Origin of the sequence: Salmonella sp. 2020_1395 (assembly GCF_043848115.1) — a bacterium.
Classification (GTDB): domain Bacteria; phylum Pseudomonadota; class Gammaproteobacteria; order Enterobacterales; family Enterobacteriaceae; genus Salmonella; species Salmonella enterica.
On record NZ_JBCMFH010000008.1, the window covers coordinates 238,843 to 256,432 of the forward strand.

Consider the following 17,590-nt stretch of genomic DNA (forward strand, 5'->3'; position numbering starts at 1 on the left):
ATGAAAAAAACGTTGATGTTGTTAGCGATGGTGGTGGCGCTGGTGATTCTGCCGTTTTTTATTAACCATGGCGGTGAATATGGCGGTTCAGACGGCGAAGCGGAAAGCCAGATTCAGGCTATTGCGCCGCAGTATAAACCCTGGTTTCAGCCGTTATATGAACCTGCCAGCGGTGAAATTGAAAGCCTGCTGTTTACCCTTCAGGGCTCTCTTGGCGCGGCGGTGATTTTTTATATCCTGGGGTATTGCAAAGGTAAACAACGCCGTGATGACCGGGCTTGATCGACTCAGTTATCAAAGCCGCTGGGCACACGTTGCGCCGCAGCGCAAGTTTTTGCTGTGGCTGGCGATGATGATACTGGCGTTTGCTCTGCCGCCTGTAGGGCAGGGCATTGAGCTGCTGATCATTGCCGGATTGAGCTGTTGGCTATTGCGCATATCCCTCTGGCGCTGGTGTCGATGGATGGCGATACCTTTTGGATTTTTGTTGGTCGGCGTGATAACGATTATCTTCAGCATCAGCCGCGAGCCGCAAATGCTGCTGGCTGGCATCTCTGTCGGGCCGTACTGGATCGGGATTACCCGTGCGGGCGTGGTTACGGCGAATGAAACGTTCTGGCGTAGCCTGACGGCGCTGTCCGCGACGTTGTGGCTGGTGATGAACCTACCGTTTCCGCAGTTAATTAGCTTGCTTAAGCGCGCGCATATTCCACGCCTGCTTACCGAGCAAATCCTGTTAACGTGGCGCTTTCTCTTTATTCTTCTGGATGAGGCGGCGGCAATTCGTCGCGCGCAAACGCTGCGTTTTGGTTATTGCAGCCTGCCGAACGGCTATCGATCTCTGGCAATGCTGACTGGACTCCTGTTTACGCGGGTGTTAATGCGTTATCAGCAAATGACTACCACGCTGGATATCAAACTGTATCAGGGTGATTTTCACCTGTAAGGACTATTATGCTTGCCACTTCAGACCTGTGGTTTCGTTATCAGGATGAGCCGGTACTTAAAGGGTTAAATCTGGATTTTTCGCTTTCGCCTGTTACCGGTTTGGTGGGCGCGAACGGCTGTGGGAAGTCTACGCTTTTTATGAACCTGAGCGGCCTGTTGCGTCCGCAAAAAGGGGCCGTGTTGTGGCAGGGAAAACCGCTGGATTACAGCAAGCGCGGACTACTGGCGCTGCGCCAGCAAGTTGCGACGGTTTTTCAGGACCCTGAACAGCAGATTTTTTATACTGATATCGATAGCGACATTGCGTTTAGTTTACGTAATTTGGGGGTGCCGGAGGCGGAAATCACGCGCCGCGTCGACGAGGCGCTAACGCTGGTTGACGCCCAACATTTTCGCCATCAGCCCATTCAGTGTTTGAGTCATGGGCAAAAAAAACGTGTGGCTATCGCCGGAGCGCTGGTGCTACAGGCGCGCTATCTATTGCTGGATGAACCCACTGCTGGTCTCGATCCCGCAGGGCGCACTCAGATGCTTGCTATCATCAGGCGGATTGTGGCGCAGGGAAATCATGTCATTATCTCCAGCCATGATATCGATCTTATTTATGAAATTAGCGATGCCGTATACGTGTTACGCCAGGGCCAGATCCTGACGCATGGCGCGCCTGGCGAGGTTTTCGCGTGTACGGAAGCGATGGAACAAGCGGGGCTAACCCAGCCCTGGCTGGTCAAACTTCATACTCAACTGGGACTGCCGCTGTGTAAAACAGAAACGGAGTTTTTTCATCGAATGCAAAAGTGCGTATTCAGGGAGGCGTCATGACGCAGGCAGTTATGTTGCAGGGGACGGCATCCGACGTCGGCAAAAGTGTGCTGGCGGCGGGTTTATGCCGCATTTTTTATCAGGATGGTCTGCGTACCGCGCCGTTTAAATCGCAAAATATGGCGCTTAATTCTGGTATTACGCCGGATGGTAAAGAGATGGGGCGGGCGCAGATTTTTCAGGCGGAAGCCGCGGGGATCACGCCAGATGTGCGTATGAACCCGGTGCTGCTCAAACCGACCAGCGATCGCCAGGCGCAGGTCGTGCTGATGGGGAAAGTGGCGACCAATATGGATGCGGTGAGTTACCATGACTATAAACCGCGTTTGCGTGAGCAAATCCTTGCGGTCTATAACAGCCTGGCGCAGGAATATGACGTTATTGTGCTGGAAGGCGCCGGAAGCCCGGCGGAAATCAATCTGCGCGATCGCGATATCGTCAATATGGGAATGGCGGAAATGGCCCAGTGTCCGGTTATTCTGGTGGCGGATATCGACCGGGGCGGCGTATTCGCCGCTATTTATGGCACGCTGGCGCTGCTGCATAAACAGGAGCGTGACAGAGTAAAGGGCGTCATTATCAACAAATTCCGCGGCGACGTGGCGCTACTCTATTCCGGTATCGAACAAATCGAATCGCTTACTGGCGTCCCGGTCCTGGGAGTGATGCCATGGCTGGATGTGGATCTGGAAGATGAAGATGGCGTCGCGCTGCAAAACGATAAATATCGCGGTAACGCCCCCCGTGATATCACTATTGCCATTGTGCAACTGCCACATATTTCTAACTTTACGGATTTTAACGCTCTGGCGGCGCAGCCGGATGTGCGCATACGCTATATTCGCCGCCCGGAAGCGTTGACTGACGCTGATCTGGTGATCCTGCCGGGCAGTAAGAATACGCTGAGCGACCTCGCCTGGCTGCGCGAAAGCGGGATGGCGGATGCGGTATTGCAGACACATCGGCAGGGCGTGCCGGTGATGGGAATTTGCGGCGGCTACCAGATGCTGGGCGACACCATTGTGGATGAGGTGGAGTCGGGGCTGGGTACGCAGCCGGGCCTGGGGCTGCTTAATGCGATCACTCGCTTTGCACAGGATAAAACCACGACGCAGGTTAACGCGACAATGTCAGGCGAGCTGCCCGGCTGGCTGGCTGCCGCGGCGGGGCTACCGGTACGCGGTTATGAAATTCACATGGGGGAAACGGTGCTACAGGAAGGTTGCTGTACGGCGATGACGTTACAGAAAAATGGATGCTCTGTGGCGGATGGCGCGGTCACCGCCGACGGACTGGCGTTTGGCACTTACCTTCATGGCCTGTTTGACAGCGATGCGTTTACCCGTGCGGTGGTCAATGGGTTACGGGCACGAAAAGGACTTACGCCGTGGGAAACGACTTTTTGTTATGCGGAGCATAAAGCGCGGCAATTTGATCTGCTGGCGGAAGCGATGCGGCAACATATTGATATTGATAAAATTTATACCATCATGCAACAACATCAGGAGCCGGTATGATGATTCTGGTGACGGGCGGGGCGCGTAGTGGTAAAAGCCGTCATGCTGAAACCTTAATTGGCGATGCGCCGCAGGTACTGTATATCGCCACCTCGCAGATTCTTGATGACGAGATGGCGGCGAGAATTCAGCATCATAAAGATGGCAGGCCGGCACACTGGCGGACCGCAGAATGCTGGCGGCATCTTGATACGTTGATTACCGCGGATCTTGCCCCTGACGACGCGATTTTGCTGGAATGTATTACCACCATGGTGACGAATCTGCTGTTTGCGCTGGGAGGCGAAAACGATCCCGAACAGTGGGATTATGCGGCGATGGAGCGCGCCATTGACGATGAAATTCAGATTTTAATTGCAGCCTGCCAGCGCTGCCCGGCGAAAGTGGTACTGGTGACAAATGAGGTGGGAATGGGGATCGTCCCGGAAAACCGTCTGGCGCGCCATTTTCGTGATATTGCCGGTCGGGTCAACCAACGACTGGCGGCAGCGGCGGATGAGGTCTGGCTGGTGGTCTCAGGTATTGGAGTCAAAATTAAATGAGTAAGCTGTTTTGGGGCATGCTCGCTTTTATTAGCCGCTTGCCCGTGCCGTCACGCTGGTCGCAGGGACTGGATTTCGAGCAGTATTCGCGTGGGATCGTGATGTTTCCCTTTATCGGGTTGATTCTGGGAGGGGTAAGCGGCCTGATTTTCATCCTCCTGCAACCCTGGTGTGGTATTCCGCTAGCGGCGTTGTTCTGTATTCTGGCGCTGGCGCTGCTGACCGGTGGTTTTCACCTGGATGGGTTGGCCGATACCTGCGATGGTATTTTTTCCGCGCGCCGCCGTGAGCGAATGCTGGAGATTATGCGTGATAGTCGTCTGGGAACCCATGGCGGGCTGGCGCTTATTTTTGTGCTACTGGCAAAAATTCTGGTGGTCAGCGAACTGGCGTTACGTGGAACGCCAATGTTGGCGGCGTTGGCGGCGGCCTGTGCGGCCGGACGCGGCAGCGCCGTTTTATTGATGTACCGTCATCGCTACGCCCGTGAAGAGGGGCTTGGCAATGTATTTATCGGTAAAGTCAGCGGACGGCAAACCTGCATTACTCTGGGATTGGCGGTAATCGTCGCCACGGTATTACTGCCTGGTATGCAAGGACTGGCCGCAATGGTGGTCACATGCGCGGCGATTTTCATCCTTGGCCAGTTGCTTAAACGTACGCTTGGCGGTCAAACCGGCGATACGCTGGGCGCGGCGATCGAACTTGGCGAACTGATCTTTCTGCTGGCTCTATTATGAGCCGATTATTACGGACGAGACATCTTATGCAGACACTACACGCTTTACTCCGTGACATTCCTGCGCCGGACGCCGAGGCGATGGCGCGTGCGCAGCAACATATTGACGGCCTGCTCAAACCGCCGGGCAGCCTGGGCAGACTGGAAACCTTAGCCGTTCAGCTCGCGGGAATGCCGGGTCTTAACGGTACGCCGCAGGTAGGTGAAAAGGCGGTGCTGGTGATGTGCGCCGACCATGGCGTCTGGGATGAAGGCGTAGCGGTTTCGCCCAAAATCGTGACGGCGATTCAGGCGGCGAATATGACGCGGGGAACAACCGGCGTATGCGTGCTTGCCGCTCAGGCCGGTGCGAAGGTGTATGTCATTGATGTCGGTATTGATGCCGAACCTATTCCTGGCGTAGTTGATATGCGCGTCGCGCGCGGCTGCGGAAATATTGCCGTTGGCCCGGCGATGAGTCGCTCGCAGGCTGAAGCGCTTTTGTTGGAGGTTTCCCGCTACACCTGCGACCTGGCGCAACGCGGCGTGACCTTATTTGGCGTAGGGGAGCTGGGAATGGCGAACACTACGCCAGCCGCCGCGATGGTCAGCGTTTTTACAGGAAGTGATGCAAAAGAGGTGGTGGGGATTGGCGCGAATCTTCCGCCTTCCCGCATCGATAATAAAGTGGACGTCGTGCGGCGGGCGATTGCGATTAATCAGCCCAATCCGCGCGATGGCATTGATGTGTTGTCGAAGGTGGGTGGTTTCGATCTGGTCGGGATGACCGGCGTGATACTTGGCGCGGCAAGGTGTGGCTTACCCGTATTGCTGGATGGTTTTCTTTCCTACTCGGCAGCGCTGGCGGCCTGTCAGATTGCGCCTGCGGTGAGACCTTATCTGATCCCGTCGCACTTTTCGGCGGAAAAGGGCGCTCGCATCGCGCTCGCGCATTTGTCTATGGAACCCTATTTGCATATGGCGATGCGGTTAGGTGAAGGAAGCGGCGCGGCGCTGGCGATGCCGATCGTGGAAGCCGCGTGCGCCATGTTCCACAATATGGGGGAGTTAGCGGCCAGTAATATTGTCCTGCCGGAGGGGAACGCAAACGCAACATAACCCGGGCGCACAACACCAGCCATGTGAGAAAAAAGCTATACTTAACGCACACCTGCCGCGACAAAGGAAGGGATATAATGCGTCGTATCACACCTTTTTTTCCGTTTTTCGTCTTGTTGGTAAGCCATTTCTCGCTGGCTATAAGCTATCCGTTGCCGCCCGAAGGCAGTCGTCTGGTAGGACAGCCTGTCACAATCGCTGTACCACAGAACAATACTCAGCCCTTAGAGTCATTTGCCGCCCGCTACGGTCAGGGGCTGAGTAATATGCTTGAAGCGAATCCCGGCGTGGATGTGTTTTTACCTCAGTCTGGTTCCACACTGGTAGTGCCGCAGCAGTTGATTCTGCCTGACACCGTTCGTGAAGGTATTGTGGTAAACGTCGCCGAGATGCGCCTTTATTATTATCCCGCAGGCACGAATACGGTTGAGGTGCTACCCATTGGTATTGGTCAGGCTGGCCGTGAAACGCCGCGCAACTGGGTAACTGCGGTTGAACGCAAACAAGATGGCCCGGTTTGGGTGCCAACGGCTAATACGCGTCGGGAATATGCTAAAGAGGGAAAAACGCTGCCCGCGATGGTGCCTGCGGGGCCGGATAACCCTATGGGGCTATACGCAATATATATCGGCAGGTTATATGCCATCCATGGCACTAATGCTAACTTTGGCATTGGCCTTCGCGTCAGTCAGGGCTGTATCCGTTTACGCAATGACGATATTAAATATTTATTCGACCATGTTCCTGTAGGAACCCGCGTTCAGATTATCGACAGGCCCGTTAAATTTTCGGTAGAGCCGGATGGAAGTCGTTGGCTGGAGGTACACGAACCGCTTTCTCGTAACCGTGCTGAATTTGAGTCAGACAAAAAAGTTCCATTGCCCGTTACGCCAGTGCTGCGCACGTTTATCAAAGGGGACGACGTTGATACTTCGCGGGTTAATGAGGTGCTGGAGCGCCGTTCCGGAATGCCGGTCAACATTAGCGCGGGCAGGTCTGGCCTTTAAATATCCTGCCACATTGCTGGTTTTCATGGGCTGGAACATCTGTATTAGTAGTGAGTGTCATGGCAGGGGCTTCATTTTCTCAACGAACCGCGAGCCCTCCGATTAAGCTCAAAGTCATAAATCTTTTCTCCGGCATCGCCGGAGGTTTTTCATATGCGTCTGCAAGGCTCTCTTATCCACCGCGCCGAGTATTCTTTTCGGTCGAAATGATATTTGAGATACCAGAGGCGGGAACCGCCCGGACTGACAAGCAGATACAGACCGTGAGAAGCGGTCAGTTTAAAAGGGTTATCAGCAGGCTTAATACTGCGGCTTTGTGCGTCGGTTAGAGATACAGGATGGTCCCTCCATTATCGAACTGAAATGACCCTAAGTTTCGCCGGATGTGCAGGGAAAACCAGATGCACATCGGGAGAGATCTTCACGCTAACATCTGTCACAGAAAACCATCATGACAGGCTGCTCGATAAACCGGATCTCAGAAGTGCGATGAAATATTGGCACAGGCAGGCGTCATGTATCGATTTAAGGGGCGTGTATTCCCCCATTCGTTACGCTATGCGTGGGCACAGGATGCAATAAACCATTATCTGGCGCAGGGATTCAGCGAGAAAGAGGCGTTGGCGCAGACAGCAATATGACGACGGACGCGGGCGTTATGTGGCACAGGTTTATGGATGGAAAGGGAATGACTATTGATAATGCGGGTATCCGTCCTTTTCTGGCGTAGAGAATTTCTACGTAGAAATTTTTTGCCCCATTTCCTGTTGATTCAGAGCTATTCATCGATTTAACCAATCCAAATCTTTGCAGGGGCACATGGCATCTGTCATCTATTCTTGTTACTGCGTAACAGTTCCAGCGTTAACGCCAGATATCTATCGCATACTTTATCGTCCATAAGCTGCCACAAGAGATCCTCTACCAGCATGTTGATCTGGTCCCGAGTGTAGCGACTTTGTGCGGTTATGCTGGTATTAATGCACATATATGAGAGCTTTTTGGGATAAGCCCTGCCGACTATATATATGGTCTTAGCGGGTTGTATCAATGGATATCATTTATGCTGATAGCTGAATCAAAAAATACAAATATTCATCCGGGAAAGCTGATGGCATATTGAAGTTGCATATAATATTCTATGAGGAAACTTTAATGAATGCCAAAATTGTTAAAATGAAAGAGAATACACCTGTTCTGGCAGGGCTGAAAAGACTTTGCCATAGGAAAATGTATTCATTCCACGCTTTGCCTATTTCGAGTCATGGTCAGAGTGATATTGTTGGCGATACCAGAGAATTTCTTTCTGAATGTCTGGAGGGGTCAGCAACTGGTGAACTCTTCGATAATTTCTTTTTCCCTCATGGGATTATTGCTGAATCACAAAAATTGACAGCAAAGCTTTATAATGCTGACGCATCATTTTACATCACCAGTGGAACAAGTACATCTAACCAAATAGCGATCACTGCTCTTTTTGAAAAGGGTCAACGCATTTTGATTGATAAAAATTGTCACCAATCAATTCATTTTCATGCACAAGCAATTGGTGCTGAAGTTCGTTATCTTTGTCCTGATTTGCAGACAATGGATCAGGAAATAAGTGCATGGTCATATGCACACTTAGAAAATACACTCTTATCATTACAGAATGAAGGTAAAGGGTGTGATATTGTGATTCTTACAGCACAGTCCTATGAGGGCATCATTTATGATATTCCACAGGTATTGGCCCATCTTTTGTCAGCTGGTGTGCAGGCTCGAAAATTTTTTATTGATGAGGCATGGGGGAGTCTGAATTATTTTAGTGAAGATACGAGACAGCTAACAGCAATGAATATAGACTCATTGCTCGAGTTATATCCTGACCTCGAAGTGATTTGTACACACTCAGCCCATAAATCTCTCTTTTGCCTTCGTCAGGCCTCAATAATTCATTGTCGTGGAAAAAAAGAACTGGCAGAGAAGATAGAAACAGCTAAATATAGAATCCATACAACTTCTCCTAGTTACCCAATACTGGCTTCTTTGGATGCTGCGCAAGCAATGATGTCAGTAAAGGGGGAAATACTTGCTACACATACTCGCGAGTTAGTTCATGAATTTATTATGGGGGTATCTGATATTGCTGGCCTGGGTGAAAAATCAATTTGCAGGGAGGTATTCAATACACACTGGCATATTCAGTATGACCCAACCAAAATTATGATCGATGTCAGCGCGTTAGGGACAGGTCAAGAAATAAAAACATTGCTCAGCGAACATGATATATATCTAAAGAGATTCATCAATAATTTCATTCTTTTGAATTTTCATATTGGTATTAATAGAGAAGCAATCCGCTGTCTTCTTTCTTCGCTAACAAAAATTAGCAAAGATAATAAGAATAATAAAGAAGAGAACGCAGTTGCCAATAAATTCATTATATCTTACCCACCAGGTGTTCCTCTTGTTTTTCCTGGGGATGTTATTAGCAAAGACGTTAGAAATAAAATAAATGAATGTAAACGGAATGGCTGCCTAATTATTGCTGCCTGATTATATAATTTATACTATCTAAGGAATATCTAAAATGATTACTCTTCGCAGACTGAATGAAATAGCCATTACTCGAGGTAATGATATTTGCATTATTGATAAAGAACGACAATATACGTGGTATGATATTATTCGCCGTACTGAGTCTCGCATTGTCTTTCTCCGTCGGGCATTTAACCCTGAGCAGTTACGGTCTGTTTGCTATTTATCAAAAAATAGTGTCGATCTAATTTGTTGGTTGGCTGCTTTTGCTACTTTAGGAATTCCTGCAAACGGTCTTGACTACTCATTACCTATTGAGACCTTGAGGGGGTTGCTAATTAAAATTAATCCTGGACTAATGTTAGTCTCTTTTAGCCTTTACTCTCCGGATGAACTCAATAAGTTGCATGTCCGTACTATAACCATGCTGGCAGTCGATGCTCCAACTGATCCAGTTATTGGCAGTATAGGTGAATTTCATCACCCTGAATTGGAAAGTCTACTTGCGACACATATTCCTGCACCATTTCGCTCAGTTTCACTAACTTCAGGAACCAGTTCAGCACCTAAAATCGTATTACGCTACAACTCTTTTGATGCCCGGCGTTTCGACTGGTTTACTCAGCGATTCAACTTCACGCACCACGATGGTTTCCTGCTTATCTTACCCCTTTATCATGCAGCAGGAAATGGCTGGGCAAGGATGTTTATGGGGCTTGGGGCTTCTTTACATTTGGTGGATCAGGATGATGAATCTGCTCTTATTCAGGCACTTTCTCTCAACTCCGTAAAGGCTACAGTGATGACACCTAATCTGGTTTCCCGTCTCACTAAACTCGCCAGTGAAACAGTTTTACATCATTACTTGCGTTGGGTTTTGGTTGGTGGAAGCTATTTTCCAGTAAAAAGCAAAATAGCTGCATATACCCACTTGGGACATATTTTTAACGAGTATTACGGGTGTACCGAAACTGGGGTGAACGTTCTTTCTGAGTCTTCAGATATGTTTGAGTGTCCAGGTAGCGTGGGGAGAGCCTTTGACGGTAATAAAATCAGAATCCTGGATGAGGATAATGTACCACTGAAAGCAGGCAATAGGGGAAGAATAGCTGTAGCCAGTTATATGCTTATGGATGAATACGGTGATGGCAGTAGGCCTTTCATTGAAATAGACAGTGAACGCTATTTTTTGATGGCTGACTACGGATATCTTGACGATAATGGACGACTATTCTTGATGAATCGTAATAGTGAAATAAAGTGTGAGCAAGACATTTATCATATTGAGGAACATTTACGTGCACTCCCCTGTATTACAGATGTGGCACTCATACCAATAAGACAACAAAATAAAGATCATATCAGGTGCATATTTAGCGCTAAATATATAAATGAAGATGATGTTTCTTTTATTATGGATGAAATAAAAAATAAAATTAATCATATCGGGGTGACTGATTTCACCGCACATATGGTTGATAAAATACCTTATAGCCCGAGTGGGAAAGTCCGTTTCAGCGAGATAGTCCAAACTCTGACAGCAGCATAAGTATGCGATATCATAATTTCTTATATAGATATCAATATTAACGAATGGCTATTTTTGAAGTGTTGTGAAAATGTAAGATACAACATCCATGATAACTATCTTTTTAATGTAAGGTGAAAATATGAATTCATATCTGAAAGGGTTACTCTGTTGCTTATTAGCTACAGTGTCATGGGGGGGATGTTCCCGGTAATGACACATGCTCTAACTTATATTGATCCGTTTAATTTTACTACTTTTCGCTATGGGATTGCGGGTATTGCCTTTGCATTGTTATTGCTATTTCGTGAAGGCCAAAATTCATTCCGGTTAAAAGGAGAGCGCTGGGGTTTGGCTTGGTTGTTTGGTACGCTGGGTTTTGCTGGTTTTGGTTTTCTGGTCTTTCTGGGCCAGTCGCTTGCGGGGCCCGGGGGGGCACTTACTGCATCCATTATGATGGCTACTATGCCGATGTTAGGGCTTCTGACTATCTGGGCTCTGAAGAAAGTACGCCCTCACGCCAGTACTATGTCTTTTATCCTGCTGTCTTTTAGTGGTGTCGTCCTGGTTATTACCAATGGTGATGTCTTTGCCGTCCTTAATTCACCTATTAGCCTTGCTGCAAATCTGCTACTTATCGCTGGAGCATTGTGTTGGGTACTGTATACCATTGGTGGAAGCTATTTTCCGGGCTGGAGCCCGTTACGTTATACAACTATGACCACGCTGTTGGGGATGATTAGTGTTGTATTAATTGATTTGTTTCTGGTTGGATCGGGTGCAATTTCTGTACCGAGTGCAGCGTCGATAATAACTATTGTTCCTCATCTATTGTATATGGCTCTGGTTGCTGGTCTGGTGGCCGTGCTGTGCTGGAATGTTGGTAATCGCATAATTACTCCAACAAATGGTGTGCTCTTTATGGATGTTGTTCCCATTACCGCTTTTATTGTTTCAGCTCTAAATGGCGTTGTGCCAACAAACATGCAAATTACCGGGGCCGTAATCACAGCTATGGCTCTTGTACTCAACAACCTGAACCAACGTAAACTCGCGATGTTGGCAACCCAGGCTAATACCCTGAAGGCATCGACTAGTCACTAATAGAGATATTGCACCTTTTTTTGAAGAGCTGGTGCAATTATAAGTCTACAGATGATATTTGATTTACTGATAAGTAATGGATGAATTATGGCTATTAAAGTAGGTATTAATGGTTTTGGGCGTATCGGTCGCACGGTTTTTCGTGAAGCGCAAAAACGCTCTGATATAGAAATTGTGGCAATTAACGATCTGTTAGATGTTAACTATATGGCGTATATGCTGAAGTATGACTCCACTCATGGTCGCTTTGATGGCACTATTGAAGTAGATAATGGTCAGTTAATTGTTAACGGTAAAATAATCCGTGTTACCACTGAACGCGATCCGAATAACCTGAAATGGGGTGAGATCGGTGTTGATGTTGTTGCTGAAGCAACCGGTATTTTCCTGACCGATGAAACTGCTCGCAAGCATATCACTTCTGGTGCAAGGAAAGTTGTTCTGACTGGTCCGTCAAAAGACAATACTCCAATGTTTGTGAAGGGAGTAAACTTTGACAAGTATAGAGGGCAGGATATTGTTTCGAATACATCATGTACAACTAACTGTTTGGCTCCACTGGCCAAAGTCATCAACGACAACTTTGGAATCATTGAGGGGTTAATGACCACCGTCCACGCAACCACGGCGACCCAGAAAACCGTTGACGGCCCGTCTCATAAAGACTGGCGTGGTGGTCGCGGTGCGGCTCAGAACATCATCCCTTCCTCTACTGGTGCAGCTAAAGCCGTAGGTAAAGTTCTACCGGAACTGAACGGAAAATTGACGGGCATGGCGTTCCGCATTCCGACTCCTAACGTTTCTGTTGTTGATCTGACTGTTCGCCTGGAAAAAGCGGCTTCTTATGAAGATATTAAGAAAGTAATCAAGGCTGCTTCTGAAGGCTCAATGAAAGGCACTCTGGGTTACACTGAAGATGACGTTGTTTCTACAGACTTCAATGGTGAAGTTTGTACTTCCGTGTTCGATGCAAAAGCAAGTATTGCTTTGAACGACAACTTCGTAAAACTGGTTTCCTGGTATGATAATGAAACTGGTTACTCAAATAAGGTTCTGGACTTAATCACCCATATTGCCAGATAAGCTAAGATAACCAACGGTTCTAAAAAGGCAGCTTCGGCCGCCTTTTTAGATCTTATAATATAATTCATACTCCTGAGAGTCAGACTACTTTCTCTTACCCTGGCTTGATGTTGCAATGTTATCTTCAATATGAATTGAAGTTATGATAATCAAGCTGGCACTTGCCAGATATCTTTCACCGTTGCAATTAGTGCAGATAAGACAGAAGATTTCTCTTTTTCACGATCCCAAAGGAAACAAAGCTGGCTCACTGTCTTTTCTCCCGGCCAGATATAAATCTCCTCATTATCCTGAAGAGCTAGAGCGATATCTTCTCTCATCAGAGTTATCCCTGCTCCCATTGCTACCAATTCAGCTAGCGTTTTTTCCTGATCAACTATAATGGATGCCTTTACAGTGACATCATGTCGTTCAAAGAAAGACTTTGTTATAGCAGTAAAGGAGCATTTTTCTGGAGTAGCAATCCAGGGTAACTCCTGTAGTTGCTCCCAACCTGCTTTTTCAAGCTGGGATTTCCAGGCCCATGGACCTACAAGGCAGAGCGTTACAGAAGAAACAGGAATAATCCCTAACTGAGAGTCATTAACTTCCCCAATGACAAAGCCAGCATCGAGCTTACCGTTCTTAATGTCTTCAATAATATACCCCGAAATATTCTGCTGGATCGTCAAACTGACATTCTGGTGCCGCAGCCGTAGTTGTGATAGTACTAATGGTAGATTAAGGATTACTGGAACTGAAATAGTGCCTAAGGCACAGTTCTCTATATTATGAAGTGTACGGGCTTTATTTACAAATTTGTTTGCGGCATCAAGTGCAAGACGTGCTTCATCTCTCATGATGAGACCTGTAGAGGTCAGTTCCATGCCTCTGGGGGTGCGTTTGAATAGCTTTACATTGAACTCGGTTTCAAGTTGCTTTATATGGGCGCTTACCGCTGGTTGACTTAGGTAGAGAAGTCCTGCTGCGCGAGTCAGGCTGGCGGTTTCCGCAACGGTAACAAATGTTTTAAGCTGGTTAAGATCCATTGTATCCTCCGTTTTAATCGGCAGGAAAAATTACTGCTTCTTATTAATATGGATTTTATAGTAATCTTTATTTATCGGCTTTCCTATATCTTCGTTAAAATTTATATAACTATTTGAATTTGTTAAAAAATAGTGTCTAATGACTAGGGTGATGCAATACGCAATCGTTTAATTCGATCGTTTCCTTAGATCGTCGCTTATATATTTATATGATTTATATTTTATATAGTTTATATTTTCTGTGATTAAATAAATCACATGTATTTATTTAAAGTTATAGAGAAGACCAGATTTTAGGCAGATCTCATTCCTCTCTAATATTGGGTGTAATCTGGTGCAAAAAAACCGTATTGATAGATAAACACCTGAAAATATTCTACCAGAATAATTTTAGGCATCTACTGACTAATTTATACGAGAATAATTGGCGAAGGCTATTTTTGCCGTAGGATGCAGACTGGCATACGTCAGGAAAAAGGCCAGGAATCTAAAAGGCTAAAAGCTAAAAGGTCAGAACTGGCGCAGTTCAGTGATGTTGATTCATCGTTAAAACCTCAGATTATTACCGCTGTAATAATCTGAGGTTTTGACTGTCAATAAGTGTACTTCCGGAGGCAGTCTGCAAAAAAGCCACCTGAGTGTTGAGCACAGGTGACTTTGTTTTCAGTAAGTTAACGATTACACCGTAATCGCCACTATATTATGACTCCCGCTTTTGTTGTCGGGCATAGATATAGGGTGCAACACAGCCTTCACGATTAGCGTCCAGGTAATCCGACCACCATTGCATCATCACCTTACGTGCATCGAGGTGTTCCGCTTTGTGAATATAGGCCGCCCTGACGCTGCTACGCTCCTGGTGGCTCATCTGCCTCTCCACTGCGTCGCGCGACCATCGCTCAGATTCCACCAGTGCGCTGCAGGCCATAGCCCGCAAACCATACCCGCAGATATCAGTTTTTGTGTCATAACCCATCAGACGCAATGCCTGGTTGATGGTGTTTTCACTCATTGGTTTATGCGGGTTATGGTCGCCGGAAAACACCAGATCCAGATGGCCGGAGATTTCCTTTATCTGCTTCAGAATGGCAAGCGCCTGCCGGGACAGCGGCATAATATGCGGAGTACGCATTTTTGCGCCACGCCCGGTGTAACGTACTTTGTCGATCGCCTCACGGGTGGCAGGGATGGTCCAGATTTTGTTTCTGAAATCAAGCTCACCTCAGCGGGCAAAACGCAGCTCGCTGGAGCGGATAAACAGATGCAGAGTCAGCTTCACTGCCAGCTGGGTTAATTCCCGGCCCTGCTGATAACCATCAATGCACAGGAGCAGTTCAGATAACGGCTCCAGCGGCAGAGCGGGATAGTGATTTTTAACCGGAGGAGTGGTGACGCCTTCCAGATTCAGAGCTGGATTGTTTTCAGTCAGCCCCTGCTGCACGGCGTAACGCATGATGTTACAAAGTTGCTGCCGGGTACGGGACGCGACTTCCAGAAAGCCTTTATCATCGATAATTCTCAGTAACGCAGTGAAATGCTGAGTTTTCAGTAGAGTGGTGGGCAGATGGCCGATAGCCAGAAAAATGTGGTTGTTCATGCTGGCGAGCAGACGGGCGGCATGATCCGCCGACTATTTTTTATTGCTCTTATGCCAGGCCAACGCCACGGCTTTAAAACATTTATCCGGGGAGCTGGCAATCCGTTCGTCGGTTCGTTGCTGAGCGGGGTTAATTTTCCGGGCCAGAAGTTTACGGATACCTTCGCGCCGTTGTCGGGCATCGGAAAGGGAAGCCTGAGGGTACGGGCCTAACGCAATGCGGGATTCTTTTCGATTTTGAGATACCAGAGGCGGGAACCGCCCGGATTGATAAGCAGATACAGACTGTGAGAAGCGGTCAGTTTAAAGGGAGTTGGTGAAGGTTTAGTAGCGCGGATTTTACTGTCAGTAAGGGGCATATGGTGATCACTCCTTTATCTAACTGAAATGACCCCAAAGCAGACCACCAATTTGTCCCGATGCGGAGAGATAAATCAATATGCACTGAGACAGTTTTCTACGCTAACTCTCTGAATCAAAATACTATTGAGACATGCTGAGATGCCTGAAAACAGGAATTTGGCTCCTCTGACTGGATGCGTTTTTTATCTCATTGAATAATAAAATATTTATTTTCTAAATTCAAAATAAGGCCCTTATAAAAGCCCCGATCGTAATGATGCACTAAGAATGTGATTTTTATCACATTTTAAAAGTGGGATTATTTCCCCCCATCTTGCCATTTCCACTAGATATTATTAACGGATACTTGAATTAATTCGATTATTCAATAATGATTGAAATATTGAATCATAGAGGGCCGCCCCACATTATGAACAAACAAACTGCCACAACCATCTTTGAATCCCTCTCCTCCGGCGTGCGTCTGGATGTATATCGCCTACTGATCAAAATGGGTACCGAGGGCATGGTTGCCGGGGAGATCGCTTCAACGCTGGATATCCCGCCGACTAACTTATCGTTTCATTTAAAGGCGCTGACGCAAGCCGGGATGCTGACGGTAGAACAGGAAGGTCGTTACCAGCGTTATCGTGCCAACATCCCACTGATGCTGGATTTAATCGGCTGGCTGACCGAGGAGTGTTGTTCAGGCCACCCGGAACAATGCGCAGATTTTCGTTCGGCTTCTTCCTGCTCAGAAGCCGTTTTACCCCCACTCAACACCACGAAAAAGAGTAAATCATGAACGTACTTTTTCTCTGTACCGGCAACTCCTGCCGTTCCGTGCTGGCCGAAGCCACGTTTAACCATCTGGCTCTTGCCGGATGGCGCGCCATGAGCGCAGGCAGTCACCCGGCGGGTTACGTACATCCCCGAGCACTGGCGTTGTTGGCGCGGGAAGGAATTTCAACAGAAGGCTATTTCAGCAAATCGTGGGATGGCCTACCGCAGACGCCGGATATTGTCGTGACAGTCTGTTCAAACGCTGCCGGAGAAACCTGTCCGGCCTGGCTTGGTAACGTGATGCGTACCCATTGGGGCGTTGACGATCCGGCTCATGCTACCGGTAGCGATGCCGAAATCGATGCGGCTTTTGTCACTGCTTACCAGACATTACGTGCGCGTATTGAAGCTTTTCTGGCGCTGCCGCTGAATGAATTGCTGCACGATCGCGCTCGTCTGAAAGTCGAACTGGATCGTATTGGTGAAATTTTTTAACGACCTGTATTTCAATAATTGATGGAGAGTCAAATGAAGACGATTCAGATTTTCGATCCCGCTTTATGCTGTTCTTCCGGTGTCTGTGGCCCGGAAACCGATCCGGCGCTGGTCGCGTTCGCCGCTGATTTTGAGTGGGCCAGAACGCAGGGCGTCAATATTGAGCGTTTCAATCTGGCACAGCAACCATTGCTCTTCGCACAGAACGAAATCGTTAAAGGCTTTCTGGCCCGTTCCGGCAAAGAGGCGCTACCGCTGATTCTGGTGGATGGTGAAGTCGCACTGGCTGGTCGTTACCCTCGCAGAGAGGAACTGGCGCGCTGGATGGGGCTTACCGTCTATTCGAGTTTTACGCCAGCGACTTCCTCCTGTTGCGGCGGCGATAAGTGCTGCTGATGGACTGATTTCCCGCTTTATTTAATTTAAAGGAGTCTTTT

At 47.9% G+C, this 17,590-nt stretch carries 16 protein-coding genes and 3 pseudogenes; 16 read left to right on the top strand and 3 right to left on the bottom strand.

All coding sequences use genetic code 11. From position 1 onward, the window contains the following. The 8 genes from ACH0WD_RS15320 to ldtA all read left to right on the top strand — a co-directional run bounded on the left by ACH0WD_RS15320 (nucleotide 1) and on the right by ldtA (nucleotide 6,673). A complete protein-coding gene (locus ACH0WD_RS15320; protein WP_000753212.1) occupies nucleotides 1-282 on the top strand; it encodes an energy-coupling factor ABC transporter substrate-binding protein in 282 nt (93 codons plus the stop codon). Next, entirely contained in the window at nucleotides 269-946 is a 678-nt protein-coding gene (locus tag ACH0WD_RS15325) for an energy-coupling factor ABC transporter transmembrane protein (protein WP_000147126.1), read from the top strand. Before ACH0WD_RS15320 ends, ACH0WD_RS15325 begins: the two co-directional genes overlap by 14 nt. Nucleotides 947-954: 8 nt before the next feature. Continuing rightward, on the top strand, nucleotides 955-1,770 hold the full coding sequence (locus ACH0WD_RS15330; protein WP_000881543.1) for an energy-coupling factor ABC transporter ATP-binding protein: 816 nt from the start codon (nucleotides 955-957) through the stop codon (nucleotides 1,768-1,770). Further along, a complete protein-coding gene (locus tag ACH0WD_RS15335; RefSeq protein WP_000189654.1) occupies nucleotides 1,767-3,287 on the top strand; it encodes a cobyric acid synthase in 1,521 nt (506 codons plus the stop codon). The genes ACH0WD_RS15330 and ACH0WD_RS15335 overlap by 4 nt, the downstream gene beginning before the upstream one ends. After that, nucleotides 3,284-3,829 (top strand): bifunctional adenosylcobinamide kinase/adenosylcobinamide-phosphate guanylyltransferase, encoded by a 546-nt coding sequence (gene cobU, locus ACH0WD_RS15340; protein ID WP_000973193.1) that lies wholly within the window; start codon nucleotides 3,284-3,286, stop codon nucleotides 3,827-3,829. The genes ACH0WD_RS15335 and cobU overlap by 4 nt, the downstream gene beginning before the upstream one ends. Continuing rightward, entirely contained in the window at nucleotides 3,826-4,569 is a 744-nt protein-coding gene (gene cobS, locus ACH0WD_RS15345; protein ID WP_000040012.1) for an adenosylcobinamide-GDP ribazoletransferase, read from the top strand. Before cobU ends, cobS begins: the two co-directional genes overlap by 4 nt. Before the next feature lie 26 nt (nucleotides 4,570-4,595). Further along, entirely contained in the window at nucleotides 4,596-5,666 is a 1,071-nt protein-coding gene (cobT, locus tag ACH0WD_RS15350; protein WP_001193986.1) for a nicotinate-nucleotide--dimethylbenzimidazole phosphoribosyltransferase, read from the top strand. Between the two features lie 77 nt (nucleotides 5,667-5,743). Continuing rightward, nucleotides 5,744-6,673: a L,D-transpeptidase gene (gene ldtA / locus ACH0WD_RS15355; protein ID WP_001252817.1), complete on the top strand. Its 930-nt coding sequence runs from the start codon at nucleotides 5,744-5,746 to the stop codon at nucleotides 6,671-6,673. A gap of 191 nt (nucleotides 6,674-6,864) precedes the next feature. On the opposite strand, the pseudogene ACH0WD_RS15360 reads toward ldtA, so the two are convergent. Next, nucleotides 6,865-7,008 (bottom strand): annotated as a pseudogene (locus ACH0WD_RS15360) (Arm DNA-binding domain-containing protein); the annotation flags it as partial. 100 nt (nucleotides 7,009-7,108) lie between these two features. On the opposite strand from ACH0WD_RS15360, the pseudogene ACH0WD_RS15365 reads away from it, so the two are divergent. The 5 genes and pseudogenes from ACH0WD_RS15365 to gapA all read left to right on the top strand — a co-directional run. Further along, a pseudogene (locus ACH0WD_RS15365) lies at nucleotides 7,109-7,372 on the top strand (integrase domain-containing protein); the annotation flags it as partial. A 456-nt stretch (nucleotides 7,373-7,828) separates the two neighbouring features. Next, the gene (locus ACH0WD_RS15370; RefSeq protein ID WP_000992186.1) at nucleotides 7,829-9,211 is read left to right on the top strand and encodes an aminotransferase class I/II-fold pyridoxal phosphate-dependent enzyme; all 1,383 of its coding nucleotides are present in this window, start codon (nucleotides 7,829-7,831) and stop codon (nucleotides 9,209-9,211) included. A 34-nt stretch (nucleotides 9,212-9,245) separates the two neighbouring features. Then, nucleotides 9,246-10,742, top strand: coding sequence for a class I adenylate-forming enzyme family protein (locus ACH0WD_RS15375; RefSeq protein WP_000631807.1), 1,497 nt, complete (start codon nucleotides 9,246-9,248; stop codon nucleotides 10,740-10,742). 150 nt (nucleotides 10,743-10,892) lie between these two features. Beyond that, a complete protein-coding gene (locus ACH0WD_RS15380) occupies nucleotides 10,893-11,825 on the top strand; it encodes a DMT family transporter (protein ID WP_223601996.1) in 933 nt (310 codons plus the stop codon). Between the two features lie 87 nt (nucleotides 11,826-11,912). Continuing rightward, nucleotides 11,913-12,908, top strand: a complete 996-nt coding sequence (gene gapA / locus ACH0WD_RS15385; protein ID WP_000985847.1) for a glyceraldehyde-3-phosphate dehydrogenase — start codon at nucleotides 11,913-11,915, stop codon at nucleotides 12,906-12,908. A gap of 149 nt (nucleotides 12,909-13,057) precedes the next feature. On the opposite strand, the gene ACH0WD_RS15390 is transcribed toward gapA, so the two are convergent. Both ACH0WD_RS15390 and ACH0WD_RS15395 read right to left on the bottom strand, forming a co-directional pair. Further along, nucleotides 13,058-13,936 (bottom strand): LysR family transcriptional regulator, encoded by an 879-nt coding sequence (locus ACH0WD_RS15390; RefSeq protein WP_000365361.1) that lies wholly within the window; start codon nucleotides 13,934-13,936, stop codon nucleotides 13,058-13,060. A gap of 700 nt (nucleotides 13,937-14,636) precedes the next feature. Next, nucleotides 14,637-15,892 (bottom strand): annotated as a pseudogene (locus ACH0WD_RS15395) (tyrosine-type recombinase/integrase). A 413-nt stretch (nucleotides 15,893-16,305) separates the two neighbouring features. Here ACH0WD_RS15395 and ACH0WD_RS15400 point away from each other — a divergent pair. Genes ACH0WD_RS15400 through arsD form a run of 3 tightly spaced genes read left to right on the top strand, consistent with a single transcriptional unit; the run spans nucleotide 16,306 to nucleotide 17,549 of the window. Next, a complete protein-coding gene (locus ACH0WD_RS15400; protein WP_001041816.1) occupies nucleotides 16,306-16,680 on the top strand; it encodes a helix-turn-helix transcriptional regulator in 375 nt (124 codons plus the stop codon). Beyond that, nucleotides 16,677-17,153, top strand: coding sequence for an arsenate reductase ArsC (locus ACH0WD_RS15405; protein WP_001101537.1), 477 nt, complete (start codon nucleotides 16,677-16,679; stop codon nucleotides 17,151-17,153). Before ACH0WD_RS15400 ends, ACH0WD_RS15405 begins: the two co-directional genes overlap by 4 nt. A gap of 33 nt (nucleotides 17,154-17,186) precedes the next feature. After that, complete coding sequence (arsD, locus tag ACH0WD_RS15410; RefSeq protein ID WP_000849418.1) at nucleotides 17,187-17,549, top strand: arsenite efflux transporter metallochaperone ArsD; 363 nt, start codon at nucleotides 17,187-17,189, stop codon at nucleotides 17,547-17,549. The last annotated feature ends 41 nt before the right edge of the window (nucleotides 17,550-17,590 follow it).